Below are 19,484 nucleotides of genomic sequence, written 5' to 3'. Positions count from 1 at the left end.
AACACCGCGACGAACCGCAAGGAGGGCAATCCCATCCCCGTCGGCCGCGGCCCGACAGGAGTGGCGGTGTCCCCGAATGAGGACCGGGTCTACGTGACCAACTTCAGCGAGGGTTCGGTGTCGGTGATCAACACCGCGACGAACCGCAAGGAGGGCAAACCTATCCCCGTCGGCCGCGGCCCGCTGGGGGTGGTGGTGTCCCCGATTGAGGACCGGGTCTACGTGGCCAACTTCAGCTCGGATTCGGTGTCAGTGATCCCAATCTAGAGGACGTCTGAAAGTCAGGACTGCGCTCGGCCGATTCGGCGGACCAGCAGCATGGCCATCCGCCCGGAAAGGAAACGTCTCCCCCGGAAGCGCGACTGACCCGCGCAGGCGCTGGCGCGGTCTTTGTCCGGTGGCCTGCTCGGCGGCGGTCCCACACGGCGTCTTGCCGGGCGCAGGCCATGACGGTGATGGCCTGGGCCAGTTCGCTGTCCGCGGGCAGGGGCCGGTGTTCGGCGATGCCGGTGCGCAAGAGGTGCGCCAGGACCTTGGCGTCCAGGTGGTCGGACCTTTTGCGGCCCAGGGCGTAGCGGTCGCGGTAGCAGGCGGTCAGCGGGTTGATCGCATAGACGGATCGGCCGGTGGCGCGCAGGCAGGCCGCCGCGTCCAGCGGTTGCCCCTCGGCGCAGTGGTGCCGACGGGGACCGGCTCCTCACAGCCGGAGCATGCGGCACAGGGGAATCGTGCAAGTGCTTCTTTCCGCGCAGCCAACAGGACCCTCGACGATTCCTGTTGTTGCGGGTCAGAAGCGTTTCTCGGGTTTGTGATCAAGCCTTGGGCGACACACTTGATGAAAGCGTGAGGCCACTGTCGGTGACCCACCCCAGGTCTGGTGAAAACGCGAAGTCCGTGGTGGTTGCCTCACCTCATGGCGGGATGCAGCCCGGCGGTGCCCACGTGCCGTCCTTGTTTTGCTTCTTGCAGGTCTCCTGTGGTGCCGCGCTCGACGATTCCACCGTAGCCTTCGTTGTCTGAGGCATCGCCTCGGCGCTCGCCACGCCCACCGTTCCGGCGAGCAGCGCAGCAGCGCAGGACGCGCCGACGAGGTGTCGGATACGCCTTCGGGTGCTTGTCTCCATGATGACCTCCTTTGGGGGTGGATGGGCTGCTTACCCACCAGCGTGGGAGGTCGGCCATGAGGGCGTCAACGGACATTGGGGGCTTGTCACAGTATCGGGACATTCCATTGCATTGGTGACTTTCTGTAGGTCTTCCCCCTCGCCCGGAGGCCCCTCCCAGACCCTTAACACCGGCGCTCGTGGTCGGCATGGGGTGCATCGCCAGCCGTCCTCGGCCGCCCGATGGTGTTGGACCAGCAAAGAAGCCACAGCGTCGATGGGGTACCAGGAACGCATGGCGAACCCTTTGGGTCACGGCAACGTGACCCATTGCCTGGCCCCGGCAATGTCTGGTCCCGGCCGGCACGTGCCGACTCGACTCCAGGTGATCTCGGGTCCGTTCTGGCCTGATGGCTCTTGTGTCCGGTGCTCGTTCTGTAAGTCACGGATTCACGCCGCTGGGCCTGCTCGCCGCCTCGCCATTCCATGGAAGGTACTTCAGGTGTGACCTGAGGGAACGGAGCACGTCATGCCTGTTGATCCGAAACTCAAATGGTTCTATTCGAGGATGTAGCGGACGTGGGGCCGCCGCAGTAGCCGCGGATGATGTGCGGCTGGCGCTGGCGGCGGTGGAAGAAAGGTCCGCACCTGGCTCGCCGATCACCGAGATCGGGTAATGGCCCTTATCCTCTTCGTCTCTTTGCGTTGGCGTTGATGAGTGCCTTCGCGCCCACTCTTTATCGGAGAAGTGTCCGACCGGTGGCCTGCCCGGTCTGGGGGCCCGCGGAGCCGACCGCCCCAGCCACAGGCCGTGTCTGCGCTGGTCAGCGCCTGACCACGGGATGAGCGAGTGATCGCGGCTGGCTGTGGTTGTGTGCTGCTGTCGGCGTACGGCATAGCGTATGCCTACTCCTTGATCGTGGCCTTCGACAGTGACGTGATGCCAAGGAACGGAGCCTTCCCCATGCCGGAAGAGGAACGTCAGGCCCCGGGGACTCCACGCGTGCCCATGACCACCGCTGAGATCGAGGCGGCCCACCTCGGCGAGGCCCGCAAGCTCAACGGCCAGGTCACCTTGGTGGAGTACGACCCACAGTGGCCGCAGGTATTCGAGCGGGAAGCCGAGCGCATCCGCGACCGGCTCGGCCATGTCGAGCACCGGATCGAGCACGTCGGCTCCACGTCAGTGCCGGGGCTTCCCGCCAAACCTGTCATCGACATGCTGCTGATCGTCCCCGACTCTGCGGACGAGACGGCCTATGTGCCGCCCCTGGAGGGCATCGGGTTCCAGCTGGTTATCCAGGAACCCGAGTGGTACGAGCACCGCGTCCTGCGCCGGCACGGTCTCGCACCCAGCGCTGAGTCGGCCAATCTGCACGTGCTGTCGACTGGCTGTCCCGAGGTTGGGCGCATGCTGCGCTTCCGCGACCGGCTACGCACGCACAGCGGTGACCGCGAGCTGTACGCCCGTACCAAGCGATCCCTGTCCCAGCAGTCCTGGCAGTACATGCAGAACTACGCCGACGCCAAGACTGAAGTGGTCGAGGAGATCCTCGGACGAGCAGGTCACGAAGCCTGACACGCCCAACCGCCCGACAGCAGCGTGGCAACGCGCAAGGGCCCCGCGCCGGGTGCTGGCGGTCCCTCGGGCGAGGCTACGGGTTCGCGTGAGAAGGAGCTCATGCCCCTCAGGCCGTGTCTGCCCTGGTCATGGCCTGATCACGGGGTGATCGGGTGACCTCCGTCGGTCGCGGTTGTACGCCGCTGTTGGCGTACGGGTTGGCGTACGCCAACGATGCGGTGCACTGTCCCCCTGCGAGGCTCTTCGGTGAACGGCCCTGCGATGGACCTGAGGGGATTGAACCCCTGACCCCTCGATGTGAACTACCGGCGGGGCGGTCGCTGAGGTTGGCTCGGGCTCGGCTGGTCAGTTGGTCGGCTGCGGCTCGTGTCGCCACACCCGTTCGCGCAGATCGGCCCCGGGTCCAGGAAGATCAGCCCCGGATCCAGGACAACCGCGTGCCTCTCAACTGCGGAACCTCTCAACTGCGGAAGTCGGCTTCCCGCCGTTGCTGGCGGCACCGCCGGTACCGCCCGTTCCGCCGGTGTCTGCGGGGTGATCCCATGGGCCGACTACACCGGTGCAACCTCCCTCGCCGGTATCGCCGCCGCCGTTCCCGCTGAGCCCCTCACCGGTGCCGCTGCGGCTACCCCATCGCTCGTCACCGCCCTTTCCGCCGTCGGTGACGACGCTTGCGACCGTGGACTGGCTCACGGCCGTCGTTGCGGCGGTTGCCGGAAGGATGACGCTTCCGGAGATCAAAGCGGTCGAGGCGAAGACCATGGCGAGGCGGAAGCCCCGCCGCTTGAGCTGTGCGTCGTTGTGTGTGTGAACGCCGTGGGTCATGGGTTTTCTCCTTCTGCACCGAGGGGTTTTCCGACGCGCCCGGGAATTCGGGGTGACGGCTGGCGGACTGGTTCTGACCGTGACCGCCCTGCCGGGATAGCCGACGGTTCGGTGAGCGGGAGAATCCTCGCTGAGGATTTCCGCCCTACCGCGCGGCCCCGTCTCCTTGACCGGTGAGGCCCGCACTTTCAGTAGGTCCGACCGGCACAACGCCGTCACGCTCCGACAACTCGTGACTTGACGGAGCCGGAGGCGCCCGGTAAATGCCCGCCGAACTGCCGCCGGGCAGCCCCCGACCGTTCGGGAGCGCGGCTGCTGAGCGGTGCAGGGCCGAGCGGGCTCGAGGCCGACGGCCGGGCGACCGGCCTCGCTCACGGGCCGCCGGGCGAGTAACGGGGTTGGTCGGTCATGGCGAGGTCTCCTGAGGTTCCCAGTACGTTTCGACCTGGTGGCCGTCCGGATCCGTGCATTTGAACGCGACGTAGGCCGGCTCGTCATGGTGCTCGATGATGTTCAATCCGTCCGCTCGCATCCGGGCGAGCAGGGCGCGTACCTCGCCAGGGTCGGAGAGCCGGAAGCCGAAGTGGAGGAACGGGGGCAGTGGCCCGACGTCCTGGCCGCCGTGCAAGGCGAGATCGAAACCGTCGGCGTTGCGGATGATGACCGTGCCGTCGTCGTACTGCTGCGCGGTGCCGGGGTCGAAGCCGAAGTAGGTCTCGTAGAACCGCCGGCTGCACAGCATGTCCCGAACGGGCAGGCCGAGATGCATCAGATGCATGACCCTTCCCGGAAGGCATCCTGTTCGGCGGCCGGGCGTCACTGTCACAGCCCGAGGGCGATGGCCAGCCGCGTGAGTTCTGCCGTGCTGTTGATGCCGAGCTTGGCCCGGATGCGGCGCAGATAGGCGTCGACCGTGTGCTGCGAAAGCTCCATGCGGCGGGCCGTTTGGGCGTAGGTGTGCCCTGCGGCGATGTGCCGCAGAACCTCCTGCTCGCGCGGCGCCAGGGGGGCCTGAGCGGCTGTGGGGGCTTCGTTGTACGGCGTGGGTGTGGAGCTCATGGGATTACTGGGGCTTTCCTCCGACGGATCGACTCGGTCGTCGCCGCTCACACTCTCGAAGCGGTTGATATGCACCGAGATGTCGCTGTTGCCGTACTTCACGCGGAGAGCTCGGGACGCGGTTCCACGACGTATGTACTTTCTGAAGATTTTTTCGGGCCGCCCGGCCGGGGCGGGACAGCGTGCCGACCGGCTTCCTGCCGTCTGATTCGCCCGCAGCCGGCTGGACCCCTCCTGACGGCGTTGCGTTGGTGCTGTGTGCCTCGCAGGATCATGCTTGTCAGTAGGCGGGGAAAGGATCTAGCGAGGACGAGATGAGCGGCGATGGAGCGACTTCCCACCCCTCCTGGTGAGTGGCCCGACAGGGCGGACGACTTCGGTGAGTCGGCGTACACGGCCGCGGCCACCGTCGATGCGCAGGGCATCGTGACGGGGTGGAGCGAGGGGGCGCGGCAGCTGCTCGGCTATGAGCCCCCGCAGGTCGTGGGGCGCCCCGCCGCCCATCTGCTCGCCGACGAACCCGGCGGGAGCGCGCGGCGGGATGCACCCGGGCGGGACAGGTGGAGCGGCAGCGTGGCGGTGCGGCACCGCGACGGCAGCCGGCTTCGGCTGCGACTGCTCGCCAACCGGCGCCCGCCCGGCGGGCAGGCCGACGAGTGGCTCGTGGTGTCCGCCGTGGCGGGCCGGCCCCGCACGCCCGGCGAAAAGACGCTGGGGGAATGGGTGTTCACCCAGTCCCCTTGCGGTCTGGCGGTCTTCGACACGGATCTGCGACTGGTGCGGGCGAACGTCGCCATGGAGCGCGCGCTCGGCTTCACGGAGACCGAGATGCGCGGGCTGCGTCTGCCGGAGATCGCGCCGCATCCCGCGAGCGAGGAGGCCGACAGGAGGATGCGCCTGGCCTTCGAAACCGGCGAGCCGCAGTACCTGCAGGCCGACATCCGCCCCGCGACGCCGCCAGGCCCGCAGCACGGCCGGCCGGCCTCGCTGACCCCGATAAGAGACACGGACGGCCGGGTACGCGCCGTATGCCTGGTGGCACACCACAGGGCGCAGGAGCCGCCCGCCCGGCAGCACACGCTCCTGCTGAAGGACGTCGGCGCCCGCATCGGCACCACCTCGGACATCGCGCGCACCGCACAGGAACTGGCCGACGCCGCCGTCCCCCGCCTCGCCGACTTCACCGTCGTCGACCTGCTCGATGTCCCCGGGAGCAGCGAGGAGTTGTCCTCCGCCCTGCTGACCGGGGCCGTCACCCTGCGCCGCACCGCGGTGCAGTCGGTTCTCGACGAGCACCCCGAGTCCGTGGCCGGGGCGGGCGAGACAACCGCCTACCCGGCACTGTCACCCGTGGCCGAATGCCTGGTCCAGGGCCGCGGCGCCCTGTACGCGACGGCTGACTTCGCCGTCGCCCGGTGGGCGGGCGAGGACCCCCAGGCCGCCCGGCTCCGCGAGGTGGGGACACACTCACTGCTGGTGGTGCCGATGCGCTCACAGGACACCACGGTCGGCGTGGCCCTCTTCGGCCGTCACCGGAGCCCGGAGCCCTTCACGCCGGAGGACCTGTGGCTTGCCGAGCAGCTCACGGCCCGGGCGGCCGTCGGCATCCACAACGCCCGCCGGCCCGCCCGCGATCGCACCACCACCATGACCCTGCAGCGCAGCCTGCTCCCGCAGACACTGCCCCACCAGGCGGCCCTCGAGATCGCCTCCCGCTATCTGCCCGCCGGCAGCCGGGCCGGCGTGGGCGGCGACTGGTTCGACGTGATCCCCCTGTCCGGCGCGCGGGTGGCCCTCGTGGTGGGCGATGTGGTCGGCCACGGCATGCGCGCCTCGGCCACCATGGGCCGGCTGTGTACCGCGGTGCGCACCCTGGCCGACGTCGACCTGCCGCCCGACGAGCTGCTCACCCACCTCGACGACCTCGTCATCCGCCTGTCCGCCGACGAGGCCGTCACGGGCGGCGCCGCCGAGACCGCCGGGGGCATCGGCACCACCTGCCTGTACGCCGTCTACGATCCGGTCTCCCGCCGCTGCACCCTCGCCCGGGCCGGCCACCCCCCACCCGCCGTGGTCACCCCGGACGGCGCCGTGTACCTCCTCGACGTCCCGGCCGGCCCGCCGCTGGGCCTGGGCGGCCTGCCGTTCGAGACCAGCGAGGCCGAACTGCCCGAAGGCAGTCTCCTTGCCCTGTACACCGACGGTCTGCTCGAAATCCGCGACCGCGACATCGACGAGGCCCTGGACAAGATGTTCGCCGCCCTCGCCCACCCCGTCCAGACACCGGAGTCGGTCTGCGACCGGGTACTCACGGCCCTGCTGACCCACCGCCCGGACGACGACATCGCCCTGCTCATCGCCCGCACCCGGGCCCTTGACACCGACCGCGTCGCCGCCTGGGACCTGGCCTGCGACCCCGCCGACGTCGCCCGGGCCCGCCAGCTGGCCACCGGCAAGCTGGCGGCCTGGGGACTTACCGACGCCGAGTTCGTCACCGAACTGATGGTCAGCGAACTCGTCACCAATGCCATCCGCTACGGCCGGCCGCCCATCCAGCTCCGGCTGATTCACGAGGGCAACACCCTGATCTGCGAAGTCTCCGACTCGAGCAGCACCACCCCGCACATGCGGCGTGCCCGGATCTTCGACGAAGGAGGGCGCGGCCTGCTGCTGGTCGCCCAGCTCGCCCGCCGCTGGGGCACCCGGCACGCCCCCGCCGGCAAGACCATCTGGGCCGAGCAGTCCCTGACCGGGAGCTGAGTGGGGATTCAGGCGGTCCTGAAGGGGGTCACCGCAGCTCGTCCGCGTAGCGGTCCGTCCCCGGGACGGTGGGGATGAAGGGGGCGACGAACGTGACGTCGCCCAGCCCCGACGCGGCGACTGCCGTGTCCAGGTCCGTGAAGTGGTCCTGCCAGGCGTCGCGTGGGTCGTGCTGGAGGAACCACAGCAGGGTCAGCCGGGTCCCGACGCCCTCGACCTGCTTGACGTAGGTCATCCGGTCCAGGGGCAGCGGCGTCGGCGTGAAGACGGTCACGATGGCCGCGGGGGAGCCCGCCAGCCGTTTCGGGAGGTGGTCGTTGCGCAGCCAGGCGAGCAGTTCCTCGCGCCTGCCGGGGGAGCCGGCGTCGATGACCTGGACGACGAGCCCGGCGTAGGGGTGGTCGAGGGCGTGGATGTCACGCGGGCCGTGGCCGCCGTCGCGGTAGACGGTTGCGGTGTGGTCCTGGAAGGCGGTGAAGATGTGGGTGCGGTCCTGGAAGACGCGGTGGTCGCGGTTGAGGCGCTTGTTGATGCCGACGGTCCACCGCATGTGGTCGGCGTAGCGGCCCGCGGTGATCCAGTAGACGGATAGGTAGCATCCCGCCGTGACCGGCTGCGCGATGGCGGACTTCTCGGGGTAGCGCAGGAGCTGCAGTTCGCGTGGGGCCACCCAGCGGCGCCCCGCGTACATCCAGGGCATGGCCATCGCGCCGGCGATGTAGTGGTCGTCCTCGTACCAGCGGTTGTACTCGCGCTCCCGGCCGGGGTGCGGCTCGACCATGGTGATCAGGGCGTGTCCGAGGTCGGCTCCGTAGGGGCCGACGGCGGCCAGTTCCGCGTACAGGTCGCTGCGGGTATCGGCTGTGTGTGCCGCGTCGTCTGTCATGCGTCCGGTCTAGCTGACGCTACGTCAGATGGGGAGAGGTATTCCGTCCGACTTCGCCCGGAGTCCGTCCAGCAGGTGGAGCTGCGCCGAGCGTCACCGCAGCTCCTGAGGGCACGGTGTCCCCCGGGGCAGGTCGTAGGGCGAGGCCAGCCGATACGTCCCGGCCCGCGGAGCGAGCAGCACCGTCCACCTGTCGCCCTCCGCGTCCTCCTCCGTCTCCATCAGACAGCCGCTCACGTTGCGGTACGTCTTCGGAGTGCCGTCGGGGCGGTCCTTGGACGCCTCCGTCTCCTGCGGTGCCTGGACCCCCTTGCCCTCGGCGTCGACGAGCTTGAGCCAGGGGGAGTAGGGGACGCGGATCAGGACCCGGCCCGGCTGGGTCACATGGAGGGTCATCTCGCCCTGCTCGGCCCGCTCGACGGTGGCCGGCGGATCGGCCAGCGGCGTCGGGTCGTCGACCGCGAACAGCTGCCAGTTGGCGTCGCCCCAGATCTGCTCGAGATACGGCAGCCCGCGCTGCACCAGCTCGCGCTCCCGCTCACCGCCGTCGCCGTCCGGGTCGTCCTTGGGCAGGACGACGTAGCGCACCGCCCAGCGCCCCAGCCACTCGCGGTAGTTCGCCGAGTTGAGGGTGTCGTCGTAGAAGAGCGGGTTGCGCTTCATGTCGGCCTGGCGGTTCCAGCCGCGGGCCAGGTTGACGTACGGGGCGAGGGCGGAGGCCTCGCGGTGCGAGCGGGCCGGGACCACCTCGACGCGGCCCTTCTCGGCGCCGGCCTCCTGGAGCTGGTTGACCAGCGGCGCCAGCTCGCGCGCCCAGGACGCCGTCGGAGTCGTGTGGACGACGTCGTCGACCGACTTGAAGCCGATCCAGGCGACGAAACCGGCGAACGCCACCACGATCGCGTACCACTTGCGCGAGCGCGGCACCGTGAACGGCAGCGCCGCCAGCAGCGCCACCCCGGCGAACAGCATCGCCAGCCGGGTGATGTTCGAGCCGATCTGCGAGCTGATCAGCCACACCAGCAGCACCGCGAGGCCGTACACGGCGGCCGTGATCCGCACGGTCTTCCAGCCGTGCGGGACCAGGAGGAAGACGAAGACCGCGTAGAGCAGCGGAAGGGACGCCGACCCGAAGGACATCGGCTGGGTGCCGGAGAACGGGAACGCCCACGCGGACACCGCCACCACGGCGCTCGGCGCCAGCCCCAGCGCCCACGCGCCCGGCCGCCGCTTCTGCAGGAACAGCGCCGCCGCCACCAGACCCACGAACAGACCGGCGACCGGTGAGGACATGGTGGCGAGCGCGGCCAGCGGCGCCGCGCACAGCGCCTTCGCCCACCGCTTGTAGCGCCAGCGGTACGGCCAGCAGAACACGACGGCCACCGCGCCCAGCGCGAACATCGTGCCCAGCCCGAACGTCACCCGCCCCGACGCCGCGTTGCACAGCAGCGCGTACACCCCCGCCAGCGCCGGCCAGAGCGGCTGCCGGACCACCCGGCTGCGCACCAGTATCAGCGTCAGCAGCCCCGCGGACAGCGTCCCCGCGATCATCATCGTGGTCCGCACCCCGAGCACCGACATCAGATACGGCGAGACCATGCTGTACGACACCGGGTGCATCCCGCCGTACCAGGCGAGGTTGTACGCCGAGTCCGGATGCCGGCCGACGAACTCGGCCCAGGCGTCCTGCGCCGCCAGGTCGCCGCCACTGTTCGCGAACGTGAAGAACCAGATGACATGGAGGATTCCGGAGAGGCCGGTGGCGACGAGGACGGGGTGCCGGGTCAGCCGCTCACGCAGAGCGGCGGCCATCTTCCCGCGGCCGGGCCGGCCGGACCCGTCCGGCCGATCCGCGGGCACGCGTATTCGCGGGCCGGACCCCGGGCCCGGACCGGTGTCGTCGGTGCGTGTCGGCTCCGCAGTGGCCACCTCTTGGCACTCCCCGTGTCCCGTCTTCTGTTCTCGGCCGTACGCGCCGTTTCCGGCCGGTTCTCGGCTCTGTGGCCGGGGGTTTCCGCGCCCGTCGGTCACGCGGGCACCCTGTCCCGATTCGTGACGCTAGCACGCACCCCGCCGACGAGCCCCCGGAGGAGGGCCTCGCCGACGGGGTGCGCCGGGACTGCGGCAATCAGCCGATTCGGGTCAGCTTGGCCGTGAAGCCCGGCTCGGCGAGGTCCGACTGCAGGGCCACCGGCACCTCGACCGCGCCGCCGCTGCCGTCGCCCACGGTGAGCGTGCCGACCTTGGTGCCGGCCTTCGCGGTGTGCGGTACGTCGTCGGCGGCGAAGGACAGCTCCACCTTCAGCCCCGCCCAGCCGACCGCGGCGACGTCCTCGGTCACGACCACCGGCGTACGGCCGCCGAGCTGGTCGTCCACATACCCGACGACGTCACCCTTCTTCAGGATCTTCGCCGAGGTCAGCGCGTCCTGCGCGCCGAGCATCGCGGTCTTGCTGACCGCGTTCACCGTGTCGATGATCGGCGCCGTGTGCTGGCCGAGGATCGCGCCGACGACGGTGACCGTCTCGCCGTCGATGTCCTTGGTGGCGGCGAAGAGCAGATTGCCGCCGGCCGCGGTGGTGGTGCCGGTCTTGATGCCGATGGCGCCGTCGTACGGCACGAGGGTGTTCCAGTTGCGCCACTTCTGGCCGGAGGGGTCCGTCCAGTTGGGCAGCTTGGTGATCTCCACCAGCGCCGGCATCCGCACCAGCTCGTTGCCGAGCTTCACCTGGTCCTCGGCGGTGGAGACCGTGGACTCCTGCAGACCGGAGGGGTCGGTGTACGTCGTGTTCTTCATGCCGAGTTCCTTGGCGGTGTCGTTCATCTTCTTGACGAACGCCTCCTCGGAACCGGCGTCCCAACGCGCCAGCAGGCGGGCGATGTTGTTCGCGGAGGGAATCATGATGGCGGAGATCGCCTGCCGTTCGGTGAGCTGGTCGCCCTTCTTGACGGTGTTCAGCGTCGACTCGCCCTGCTGGTCGTAACCGCCCTCCTTCTCGGCGGTGGCGTCGACCTCGATGTTCGGGCCCTCCTCGCCCGCCTTCAGCGGGTGCTCCTTGAGGATGATGTACGCCGTCATGGCCTTGGCGACCGAGCCGATGGCAACCGGCTTCTGCTCACCGAAGTTGCCCATCGTGCCGATGCCGGTGACGTCCATGGCGCCCTGACCCTCGGTCGGCCACGGCAGGGCGACCTCGTCGCCGTCGAAGGTGTACGACTCCTCGGCGGTGAGCTCCAGGGTCGGCGTCGGCAACGGGCGTACGGCCTGCACGATCGCAAACACGATCGCCAGCAGCAGTGCCAGCGGCGTCCAGATCTTGACCCGCCGTACCGCCGTCCGCAGCGGAGTCTCCGGGGGCGGCGGGGTGTTGGTCAGCTCGGCCAGCAGATCCAGCGGCGGCTTCGGCGGCAGAGGCTGCTGCGTCGTCCGCTCCGGGCCGACCTGCGGCACGGAAGCGGTCGCGTCCGCGGGAACCCTGGGCAGCGCGGTGGTGGCCTCGGCCGGACGGGGCTTGCGCGCCTCGGGATCGTCCAGCGGCTTCAGCGCAACGAACTTACTGGTGCGCTCGGCTTCGGCTTCGGCTTCGGCAGCGGAGGCGGAGGCGGCCTTCTCGGCGCCCTCCTTCGGCGCCTTCTTGACGTCGCCCAGCTTCAGCATGGTGGTGGGCTGGTCGACGGCGGGCTCGGCGGGGCGTACGGCCCGGAAGACGGCGGTGGGCTGGTCCACGGGCTTGGAGGTGCCGCCGGTGCCGTCGCCGCCACGGCCGGACTCGTCGCTGCCGTCGGCCTCTTGGACGGCGTCGGCGTCTCCGGCGTCCTCGGCGTCGGCAGCTGCTTCGTCGGCGGTGTCGCCGACTTCGGCAGCGTCCGCAGCCGCTTCTCCGGCCGTCTCCTCGGCCGCGTCTGCTGAGCCCTCCTCAGCAGCCTCCGCAGACGCCTCCCCGTCGGTTTCCCCGTCGGGCTCGGTGTCGGCGTCCGCAGCGGTCTCTTCGGCCGTCTCCTCGGCCGCGTGCGAAGCCGCTCCTTCGGCCGCGTCCGCTGAGGCCTCCTCGGTGGCTTCCGTGGATGCCTGCTCGGCGGTTTCCCCTTCGGGCTCCGCGTCGGTGTCCGCAGAGGCTTCCTCGGCGGCCTCCGTAGACGCCTCCCGGTCGGGCTCCGCGCCGGTCGCCTCGTCGGCGTCCGCAGCGGTCTCTTCGGCCGCCCCCGCCGAGGCCTCCTCGGCTGCCTCCGTGGACGCCTCCCCGTCGGAGTCCACCCCGGAGCCGTCCTCCCCGGCCGCGTCGTGCCCGTTCTGCTCGGCGTTCTCCCGGGCGTCCTCGTCCGTCTCCGCGGGAGCGGCCGTCACCCACGCGGCCACAGCCGCGCGCAACCGCTCGTCGCCCTCCGCCTCGGCACGGTCCCGCTCCTCGGGGCCGTCGGCGTCACCGGCGTCACCGCCCTCCGCCGAACCCTCGGAGAGCTCCCGCACGGAGAGCACCTGCGTCGCCGTATCCACGCGACCGCCCGCGTCGCCCGACGCGGACTCCCGAGCCACGGCGAGCCGAGGGTCCGCGGCGGCCTTCCTGGCCTCGGGAACCGGACCCGCGCTCCCCGACGTCGGTTCTGCCGACGACTCGCGCTGCTTCGACCTGTCGGGGGACTCGCCCGCCACCGATGCCTCCTCCATGCGGCGCACGTACCCCGTGCGCCTACCCGAAACCGTGGAACAGCCGCCTGGGCCACCGTTCCACAGCGCTGTCCGAACCATGTACCAGTGTCCTGTGTGCGGACCTGACCCCTGCAGTAGACGAGAACGACATACCTACTGGTTCCACTACGAACCGGTCACGCACCCTCGACAGACCAATGTGAGAGGGGTCACCCTGTCATTCATCCACGCGGGGAGGCATGGATGGGCAGGAGCCGCAGAACACTTCCGGAGGAGCTTCTGCTGCTGGCACTGGACCCGGCCACGGGTACCACTGCACAGCCGCAGTCGCTCGACCTGGGTCTGGCCGGAGCACAGCTAGTGGAGCTGGCGCTGGCCGGACGGATAGCCCCAGACGGGGATCGTATCGCCGTGGTCGTACCACGGCCGACAGGAGATCCGACGCTGGACTGCGCGTTGGAGTTGCTGCGCAGGCGCGGCGCTCCGGTACGTGCAGTTCACTGGATCGGCGGGCCACGACTGGGGCTCCGCCAGACCTACCTCTCGCATCTGGAGCGGTGCGGCATGGTGCATGCCGTGGCCGGCCAGATGTGCGGGGTGTTGCCGACGACTCGTTACCAGGCGACGGACAACGCCATCAGCCGGGAGATCAGGGCCCGGCTGGATTCAGCGATCCGCACCGGCGTACCGCCGGACCCGCGGACCGCGGCGCTCGCCGCACTGGCCCACGCGGTCGGTCTCGGCAAGCACCTGTATCCGGGCAACGAGGGCCGCTCGTCCCGTTCCCGGCTACGGGATCTGATCCGGCACGACCCGATGGGCGGTCTCGTGGCGCACGCCGTGATGGATGTCCAGAACGGCGTGGCGGCCCAGCCACGCCGCAGCGCAGCACCGGCCAGCCGAGCGGCCGCCGGAGCCAGGCCCGCGGCGGAGCCCGCCCGCGGGGTCCCGGCGCAGCCACGCCGCGGATCGATGGCGCGCGCCGTGGCTCACTGAGCCGCAGTCCCACGGCACCGCACCACGACCGCACCACAGCAGAGCAGCACGACAGCAAGCAGCACGTCCGCACCACGCGCCGCCACGCGCCGCCGAGCCATGGAACAGGGCCCCACAGACGCCCCACAGACCCGGTTCGGGAGCCGCAGCGGTCCGCGCGGGGCGGCGGGACCCGTCGTCCGGACGACAGACGGGTTCCACCGCCCCGCGCGGTCGCATGTGCGCGGGCGAACTGACGCGTACGCGCCGCATATCCGCTGTTTCCCAGCGGTAAGAAGCACCTTGGTGGCAGTCTGCTCAGCAGCAGATACGCAAAGTGGCAAAGTTCGAGGCATGCAGCCGGAGGTGCACGTCCCGTGGCGTCCAATGTCAATCCCACCGTCAGGCGGCGCCGGCTCGGCCAGGAGCTGCGCAGGCTCCGCGAGCTCAAGGGCATGACGGCCGAGGAGGTGGCGGAGCGGCTGCTGGTGTCACAGTCGAAGATCAGCCGGCTGGAGAACGGCCGACGCAGCATCAGCCAGCGCGACGTCCGTGACCTGTGCGGGGTCTACGAGGTGGAGGACCACCGGATCGTCGACTCGCTGATGCAGATGGCCAAGGACTCACGCCAGCAGGGCTGGTGGCACGCGTTCGGGGACATTCCGTACAGCGTCTACATCGGTCTGGAGACGGACGCGGCCTCGCTGCGGGTCTACGAACCGCAGGTGATCTCCGGCCTGTTGCAGACGCGGCCGTACGCCGAGGCGCTCATCCAGGGCGCACTGCCCGAGACGTCGGAGGCCGAGGTCGACAAACGCGTCCAGGTGCGCCTGCGGCGGCAGGAACGCATCTGCGCCGAGGAGAACCCGCTGCGCCTGTGGGCGGTGCTCGACGAGGCCGCCCTGCGGCGCGTCGTCGGAAACCGGCAGGTGATGCGCGAACAGCTGGACCACCTGGTCGAGATGTCCCGGCTTCCGCACATCACCGTTCAGGTCATGCCGTACTCGGTGGGGGCGCATCCCGGCCTCAACGGCCAGTACGCGGTCCTGGAGTTCCCCGATGCGGGCGACTCGAGTGTCGTCTACATCGAGGGCGTCACCAGCGATCTCTATCTGGAGAAGCCCGCCGATGTCCAGAAGTACTGCGTCATGTACGAACACCTCAGGGCGCAGGCCCTGAACGTGGACCAATCACGCCAGTTCATTGCAGACGTCGCGAAAGAGTATGCGGGCTGACGCTCAACACCCGAGTAAGGGCGCCGGAGAGTACACGTTCACCGGGCTGAAAGGAAGACTCCTCTGGAATATGCCATCCGGTCGAGTGAATCGCTTCTTCAGGCGGGGAAGTTGGCGAGTAGCGTCGATCACGCCATCGATCAACAACGTTGGCGACTCGTCAACTTGCCAGACCGGAGCAACCATGGCAATTCAGCAGGGCGCCACCCCCGAGTGGACCAAATCCTCGTACTCGACCGGAAACGGCGCTTGCGTCGAGATCAAGTCTCCTGTCCCGTCGGCGCTCGCCGTCCGGGACTCCAAGACCCCCGAAGGCCCCGTTCTGGCCTTCCCCGCCGATGCGTGGAACGTTTTCGTGGCGTCGGTCAAGTAACGCCCGTTCAACACCCACGCGCACCACAGAAAGAGCCCTCTCGACTGGCCCGCCGTCCCGGCCGAGGGGGCTCGGCCCTGTTCAGGCCCTGCTCAGCACGGCCTCCGTCACCTCACCGGAAACGCCACATCGCACACCGGGTCCTCGGCCCCCGCCGTGTCCCAGTCCGCGAAGTACACCTCCCGGCACGGGCCGGCCTGCCACAGCCCCTGCTTCGGGATCCACTCCTCCACCGCCTCGAAGGCGGCCAGGATCTGCGGATGGGCCACCTGCGCCTTGGTGATCCGGGTGTACGCCAGCCGCTGAGCCGGCTCCACACGGACCTTCGTCTCCCGCGTACGGCCCTGCTTCTCGACCCATGCCCGGGCCGCCGCCTCGTCGGCCACCGGCACGCACGACTCGGCCGGTCCGTCGCTCTCCATCGACACCTCGGAGTGGTACACGACGAACGGCGCCGCCGTGCTGCCGCCGCACTCCCGTGCCCCCTCCTCCAGACGCCCCAGCGACGCGCCGATCCACGCCGGCAACTCGCCCGCCAGCACATGCCGCGTCTCGGTGATCAGCACCTGCTCGGGCACGTCCACCGTCTCGACCACGAACTTTCCGTACATCTCGGAGCTCCTCCCCGACAGTCGTCCACGGAGGTACCCGGCGAGCGTCCGCTGCCCCGCGAACCGCGCCTCCACGTCCGCCCAGTACGCGTCGAGCCGGTCGGCGGCCGCGGCCCCGTCCGGTGCCTCGACGACCTCGGCGATCCGCGCGAGCGGCATGTCCAGCTGGCGCAGGAGCGCCACGAGACGGGCGCGTTCGATCTGGTCGGCGCGGTAGTAGCGGTAGCCGCTGACCTCGTCGACATGCGCCGGGGCCAGCAGCCCGAGGCGGTCGTACAGCCGCAGCGCCTTGGCCGACAGCCGGGCCCGCGCGGCGAACGCGCCGATGGTGAGCAGTTCGTCGGTCACCGGTTCATCCTCCGTCACCGGGCGCCTTCCGCCCGGTGACCAGGAGGCTCATCTCTGCCCCAGGGGCAAGGTCAACCGGGCGCGTGTTCCACCCTGTGAGCAGCTACTGGTCGGTCGCTTAACGCGCCTGTTACCGTTCGGCCGGGTTACGGCAATGGCGCCGTCCTCTGGTTCTTTGCAGTGTGGTGGAACGGGGACGTGGGGCACCATGGGCCGCTTGGTGTGGGACAGGCTGACCGATCTGAGGCTTCAACCGGATGACGCGCGTGTATACGGGCGGGTGCTCGACGGTACGGCCGTGGACGTGCCGTCGCTGGCCGGAGAACTCGGCGTCACCGAGGGCGAGCTGACCGATTCGCTGGAACGGCTCCTGGGCCTGGGCCTGCTGCACCAGGAGGACCCCGACACCCACCGCTACACACCGGTCGGCCCGGAGTCCGCGGCGCTGCTGACCCTGCTGCCGCTGGAGACGGAGCTGCGCAAGCAGACCGAGCTGATCGCGCACGCGCGCCGGGACCTGGAGAGCCTGGTGCCCGTCTACCACAACAGCCTGGCCTGGCGGCAGCGCGCCAAGGGCGTGCAGGTGCTCAGCGAACTCCAGGACGTGCGCAACGTGCTGGCCGAGCGCGCCGCCAACTGCCAGGAGGAGGTCCTCACCGCCCAGCCCGGCGGCGGCCGCCGCACCGAGGTACTGGAGGAGGCCGTCGAGCGGGACGAGGCGATGCTGCGCCGGGGCGTGCGGATGCGCACGCTGTACCAGCACAGCGCCCGCTTCAGCCTGCCGACCGCCGCCTACGTCGAGCGGATCACCCTCCAGGGCGGCGAAGTGCGCACCGCTTCGGCCGAGTTCATGCGGCTGATCGTGTTCGACCGGCGGGTCGCGGTGATCTCCCAGGCGGGCAACAGCCTGGGCGCGGTGCTCATCGAGGAGCCGAGCGTCGTGAACTTCGCCGTGCAGGCCTTCGAGCACGTGTGGTTCAATGCCGAGCCGTTCGAGGTCGACACCTCCCGCGAGCACATCGAGTCGCTGTCGGAGGACGTCGACAAGGCGCTGCTGAGGCTGCTGGCCAGCGGCATGGACGACGCGGCGATCGCCCGCCGGCTGGGGGTCTCGCTGCGGACCTGCCAGCGCCGGGTCTCCCGTATCCTCGACAGTCTCGGCGCCCGCAGCCGCTTCCAGGCCGGCTATCTCATCCACAAGCACGGGCTGCTGGCCGAGCCCACCAAGTGACGGTCACTCCCCGAACAGGCGGGGGAAGTGGTCGATGTCCTTGGTGAGGGCCTCGTACAGATCCGTGGGGCGGGTGCGCAGCGCGTCCGTATTCCGGTCCCGCAGGGCCCGCGGCAGCGGCAGGGCGCCGGCGGACAGGATGCGGATCGCGCCGTCCTCCGCGCGGCCCGGGATCACCGCCGAGCGGGCGTGCCGGCTGGCGCTGAACGGGATGTCCAGGGTGCCGTCGGCGAAGGCGGCGGCGATGGCGTCGTAGAGGCCGAGGCCGCTGTCCAGCACCGGCGTCACCAGGGCGTCGACCTCGGCGAGGATCCACTCCAGCTCCTCGGCGATGCGTGCCTCGTCCAGCCGCCAGCCCGCCAGAAGCGGCGAGTTGGCGCGGGCGGCGAGGTGCAGGCCGTCGATGATGGCGCGGGTGTCGGGGATGCCGTACGCCTCCTGGTACGTCTTGGTGATCAGCTTGGTCGCGCCGCCGTACCGGGCGACGAGGGCGCCGTAGAGGATGAGGTCCTCGGCGTGGGCGCGTTCGCGCGGGTAGACGCCCATGAACTCGTGCAGGACCGGGTGGACTTCGACGCCGGCCGGCAGGTGGCGGGCGGCGAGCAGCGGGATGGCGCGCAGGGCCGCCACGTCCTGCTCGGCGTGACCGCCCTGCGGGTAGGCGACCGAGATGCAGCGCACGCCCTCGCGGGCGGCGGCGACGGCCTCCAGGACGCTGACGGCGAGACTGACCGAGGGCGGCATCAGGACGGCCGTCAGCGTGCCGAACAGCTCGCGGTCCACGACCAGTCCGAGCTCCGCCAGCTCACCGCAGGCCGCGTCGACCTCGCGCCAGGCGGCCAGGGACCGTCGCAGCGGTACGTCCTTGGAGTACGGCAGGTTGTACGAGATGCCGCCGCCCTCGAAGGACGTGATGCCGGCGGCGACGGCCGTGCGGAACAGCACCCGGGCGTCGGGAGAGCCGTGCCGGATCTCCAGGGGTGCGCGGACCGCCTCGTTGAGCTCGCGGCCGCGCCGCCAGCCGTGGGTGACCAGCGGATAGCCGTTCAGATCGGCCGGGTTGCGGTCGAGGACCGACCGGGCGTGGTCGAAGCGGCCCAGCCGGGTGTGTGCGTCGATGGTGACGGACAGGACGTCCGGGGCGGCGTGCTGCTCGATGTCCCTGAGCAGCGTGGACATCTGGGGGTGCGAGCCCACTCCGCAGCGCGGCTGGAGGGCCAGGCGGCCCGCCGTCCGGGCCTCCCGCAGCACCTCGGCCGCGGTGGGCTTTCCCGACTGGCGCACGTACGCGACGGATTCATGGAGCGAGGGCAGTTCGGTGGCGGTCGTCACGCGGCGCCCGCCGAGGTCCGGGCCGCCAGCTCGTCCAGCACGGCGGGCAGGTCGGCCGCGTCGCCCAGGACCCGGTGGACACCGAGCGCGTACAGCCGCTCGATGTCCGCGGACTGCTTGTGGCTGCCTACGGAGAGATTGCCGCCCACGATCACCGGGCAGCCCAGCAGACCCCGGGCGCGGGCTGCGGGAAGGTCGCGCAGATCCTCGTACGCATGCCCGTTGAGGCTCCCGATCAGAACGGCCTCGGCGTCGGGATGCCCCCGATGGGCGGCGGCGAACTCCTCGACAGTGGTGCAGGTTCCCAGGTTGACCACCTGGAACCCGCGGGCGCGGAGAGTGTGCGCGATGAGCTGATTGGCCACCGCGTGGCTGTCACTGGCGGCGACACCGAGGATCACGGTGCGTCGATGCATGGGGGCGGCTCCGGTCGGTAATCGGGAGGGGTGCGGTGTCGCGCCCCTTAGGGGCGCGGGGAACTGCGCGACCAGCCACGACGAACCCGCAGACAAACGA

The 19,484-nt window shown here is 70.2% G+C and carries 17 protein-coding genes and 1 pseudogene; 7 read left to right on the top strand and 11 right to left on the bottom strand.

Features of this window, described 5'->3' with window-relative positions; genetic code table 11:
* On the top strand, positions 1–267 hold a 267-nt coding region (locus StrepF001_RS22935), incomplete at its 5' end, for a beta-propeller fold lactonase family protein (RefSeq protein ID WP_346656960.1).
* A gap of 118 nt (positions 268–385) precedes the next feature.
* On the opposite strand, the pseudogene StrepF001_RS22930 reads toward StrepF001_RS22935, so the two are convergent.
* Positions 386–643 (bottom strand): annotated as a pseudogene (locus tag StrepF001_RS22930) (transposase); the annotation flags it as partial.
* A gap of 268 nt (positions 644–911) precedes the next feature.
* Positions 912–1,124, bottom strand: a complete 213-nt coding sequence (locus StrepF001_RS22925; RefSeq protein ID WP_129800062.1) for a hypothetical protein — start codon at positions 1,122–1,124, stop codon at positions 912–914.
* 988 nt (positions 1,125–2,112) lie between these two features.
* Here StrepF001_RS22925 and StrepF001_RS22920 point away from each other — a divergent pair.
* Positions 2,113–2,682: a GrpB family protein gene (locus tag StrepF001_RS22920; protein WP_240797625.1), complete on the top strand. Its 570-nt coding sequence runs from the start codon at positions 2,113–2,115 to the stop codon at positions 2,680–2,682.
* Between the two features lie 447 nt (positions 2,683–3,129).
* Here the strand turns inward: StrepF001_RS22920 and StrepF001_RS22915 are convergent, their stop codons facing one another.
* The 3 genes from StrepF001_RS22915 to StrepF001_RS22905 form a co-directional block, all read right to left on the bottom strand.
* Positions 3,130–3,510: a hypothetical protein gene (locus tag StrepF001_RS22915; RefSeq protein ID WP_129800060.1), complete on the bottom strand. Its 381-nt coding sequence runs from the start codon at positions 3,508–3,510 to the stop codon at positions 3,130–3,132.
* Positions 3,511–3,916: 406 nt separating this feature from the next.
* Entirely contained in the window at positions 3,917–4,288 is a 372-nt protein-coding gene (locus StrepF001_RS22910; protein ID WP_129800059.1) for a VOC family protein, read from the bottom strand.
* Between the two features lie 44 nt (positions 4,289–4,332).
* Positions 4,333–4,671 (bottom strand): helix-turn-helix transcriptional regulator, encoded by a 339-nt coding sequence (locus StrepF001_RS22905; RefSeq protein ID WP_240797624.1) that lies wholly within the window; start codon positions 4,669–4,671, stop codon positions 4,333–4,335.
* Positions 4,672–4,893: 222 nt separating this feature from the next.
* Here StrepF001_RS22905 and StrepF001_RS22900 point away from each other — a divergent pair, with 222 nt between their 5' ends.
* The gene (locus StrepF001_RS22900; protein WP_129800058.1) at positions 4,894–7,329 is read left to right on the top strand and encodes a SpoIIE family protein phosphatase; all 2,436 of its coding nucleotides are present in this window, start codon (positions 4,894–4,896) and stop codon (positions 7,327–7,329) included.
* Positions 7,330–7,357: 28 nt separating this feature from the next.
* On the opposite strand, the gene StrepF001_RS22895 is transcribed toward StrepF001_RS22900, so the two are convergent.
* From StrepF001_RS22895 to StrepF001_RS22885, 3 genes are all read right to left on the bottom strand, one after another.
* Complete coding sequence (locus tag StrepF001_RS22895; RefSeq protein ID WP_129800057.1) at positions 7,358–8,215, bottom strand: hypothetical protein; 858 nt, start codon at positions 8,213–8,215, stop codon at positions 7,358–7,360.
* 93 nt (positions 8,216–8,308) lie between these two features.
* On the bottom strand, positions 8,309–10,144 hold the full coding sequence (locus StrepF001_RS22890) for an MFS transporter (protein WP_129800056.1): 1,836 nt from the start codon (positions 10,142–10,144) through the stop codon (positions 8,309–8,311).
* 199 nt (positions 10,145–10,343) lie between these two features.
* On the bottom strand, positions 10,344–12,881 hold the full coding sequence (locus StrepF001_RS22885; RefSeq protein WP_129800055.1) for a D-alanyl-D-alanine carboxypeptidase: 2,538 nt from the start codon (positions 12,879–12,881) through the stop codon (positions 10,344–10,346).
* 225 nt (positions 12,882–13,106) lie between these two features.
* Here StrepF001_RS22885 and StrepF001_RS22880 point away from each other — a divergent pair, with 225 nt between their 5' ends.
* The 3 genes from StrepF001_RS22880 to StrepF001_RS22870 all read left to right on the top strand — a co-directional run bounded on the left by StrepF001_RS22880 (position 13,107) and on the right by StrepF001_RS22870 (position 15,446).
* Positions 13,107–13,859 carry a GPP34 family phosphoprotein gene (locus tag StrepF001_RS22880; protein WP_129800054.1) on the top strand — a complete coding sequence of 251 codons (753 nt, stop codon included), beginning with the start codon at positions 13,107–13,109 and terminating at the stop codon, positions 13,857–13,859.
* A 356-nt stretch (positions 13,860–14,215) separates the two neighbouring features.
* Positions 14,216–15,073, top strand: a complete 858-nt coding sequence (locus tag StrepF001_RS22875) for a helix-turn-helix transcriptional regulator (protein WP_129800053.1) — start codon at positions 14,216–14,218, stop codon at positions 15,071–15,073.
* Positions 15,074–15,257: 184 nt separating this feature from the next.
* Positions 15,258–15,446, top strand: a complete 189-nt coding sequence (locus StrepF001_RS22870) for a DUF397 domain-containing protein (protein ID WP_129800052.1) — start codon at positions 15,258–15,260, stop codon at positions 15,444–15,446.
* A 107-nt stretch (positions 15,447–15,553) separates the two neighbouring features.
* Here the strand turns inward: StrepF001_RS22870 and StrepF001_RS22865 are convergent, their stop codons facing one another.
* The gene (locus StrepF001_RS22865; protein ID WP_240797623.1) at positions 15,554–16,405 is read right to left on the bottom strand and encodes a MerR family transcriptional regulator; all 852 of its coding nucleotides are present in this window, start codon (positions 16,403–16,405) and stop codon (positions 15,554–15,556) included.
* 217 nt (positions 16,406–16,622) lie between these two features.
* Here StrepF001_RS22865 and StrepF001_RS22860 point away from each other — a divergent pair, with 217 nt between their 5' ends.
* Positions 16,623–17,636, top strand: coding sequence for a LuxR C-terminal-related transcriptional regulator (locus StrepF001_RS22860; protein ID WP_165396330.1), 1,014 nt, complete (start codon positions 16,623–16,625; stop codon positions 17,634–17,636).
* Positions 17,637–17,639: 3 nt separating this feature from the next.
* Here the strand turns inward: StrepF001_RS22860 and StrepF001_RS22855 are convergent, their stop codons facing one another.
* Both StrepF001_RS22855 and StrepF001_RS22850 read right to left on the bottom strand, forming a co-directional pair.
* Positions 17,640–18,968, bottom strand: a complete 1,329-nt coding sequence (locus StrepF001_RS22855) for a methylaspartate mutase (protein ID WP_129800049.1) — start codon at positions 18,966–18,968, stop codon at positions 17,640–17,642.
* The gene (locus tag StrepF001_RS22850; protein WP_129800048.1) at positions 18,965–19,384 is read right to left on the bottom strand and encodes a cobalamin-dependent protein; all 420 of its coding nucleotides are present in this window, start codon (positions 19,382–19,384) and stop codon (positions 18,965–18,967) included. The genes StrepF001_RS22855 and StrepF001_RS22850 overlap by 4 nt, the downstream gene beginning before the upstream one ends.
* Positions 19,385–19,484: the final 100 nt, after the last annotated feature.

The sequence above is a fragment of the Streptomyces sp. F001 genome (assembly GCF_004187715.1).
GTDB classification, from domain to species: Bacteria; Actinomycetota; Actinomycetes; order Streptomycetales; family Streptomycetaceae; genus Streptomyces; species Streptomyces flavusporus.
The sequence above is the reverse complement of the archived record's forward strand: the minus strand, read 5'-3'. Positions and strand labels throughout refer to the sequence as shown.

Coding starts and splice junctions, on each gene's coding strand:
- StrepF001_RS22925 (WP_129800062.1), bottom strand. CDS start 1,124: ATGGAGACAAGCACCCGAAGGCGTATCCGACACCTCGTCGGCGCGTCC.
- StrepF001_RS22920 (WP_240797625.1), top strand. CDS start 2,113: ATGACCACCGCTGAGATCGAGGCGGCCCACCTCGGCGAGGCCCGCAAG.
- StrepF001_RS22915 (WP_129800060.1), bottom strand. CDS start 3,510: ATGACCCACGGCGTTCACACACACAACGACGCACAGCTCAAGCGGCGG.
- StrepF001_RS22910 (WP_129800059.1), bottom strand. CDS start 4,288: ATGCATCTGATGCATCTCGGCCTGCCCGTTCGGGACATGCTGTGCAGC.
- StrepF001_RS22900 (WP_129800058.1), top strand. CDS start 4,894: ATGGAGCGACTTCCCACCCCTCCTGGTGAGTGGCCCGACAGGGCGGAC.
- StrepF001_RS22895 (WP_129800057.1), bottom strand. CDS start 8,215: ATGACAGACGACGCGGCACACACAGCCGATACCCGCAGCGACCTGTAC.
- StrepF001_RS22885 (WP_129800055.1), bottom strand. CDS start 12,881: ATGGAGGAGGCATCGGTGGCGGGCGAGTCCCCCGACAGGTCGAAGCAG.
- StrepF001_RS22880 (WP_129800054.1), top strand. CDS start 13,107: ATGGGCAGGAGCCGCAGAACACTTCCGGAGGAGCTTCTGCTGCTGGCA.
- StrepF001_RS22870 (WP_129800052.1), top strand. CDS start 15,258: ATGGCAATTCAGCAGGGCGCCACCCCCGAGTGGACCAAATCCTCGTAC.
- StrepF001_RS22850 (WP_129800048.1), bottom strand. CDS start 19,384: ATGCATCGACGCACCGTGATCCTCGGTGTCGCCGCCAGTGACAGCCAC.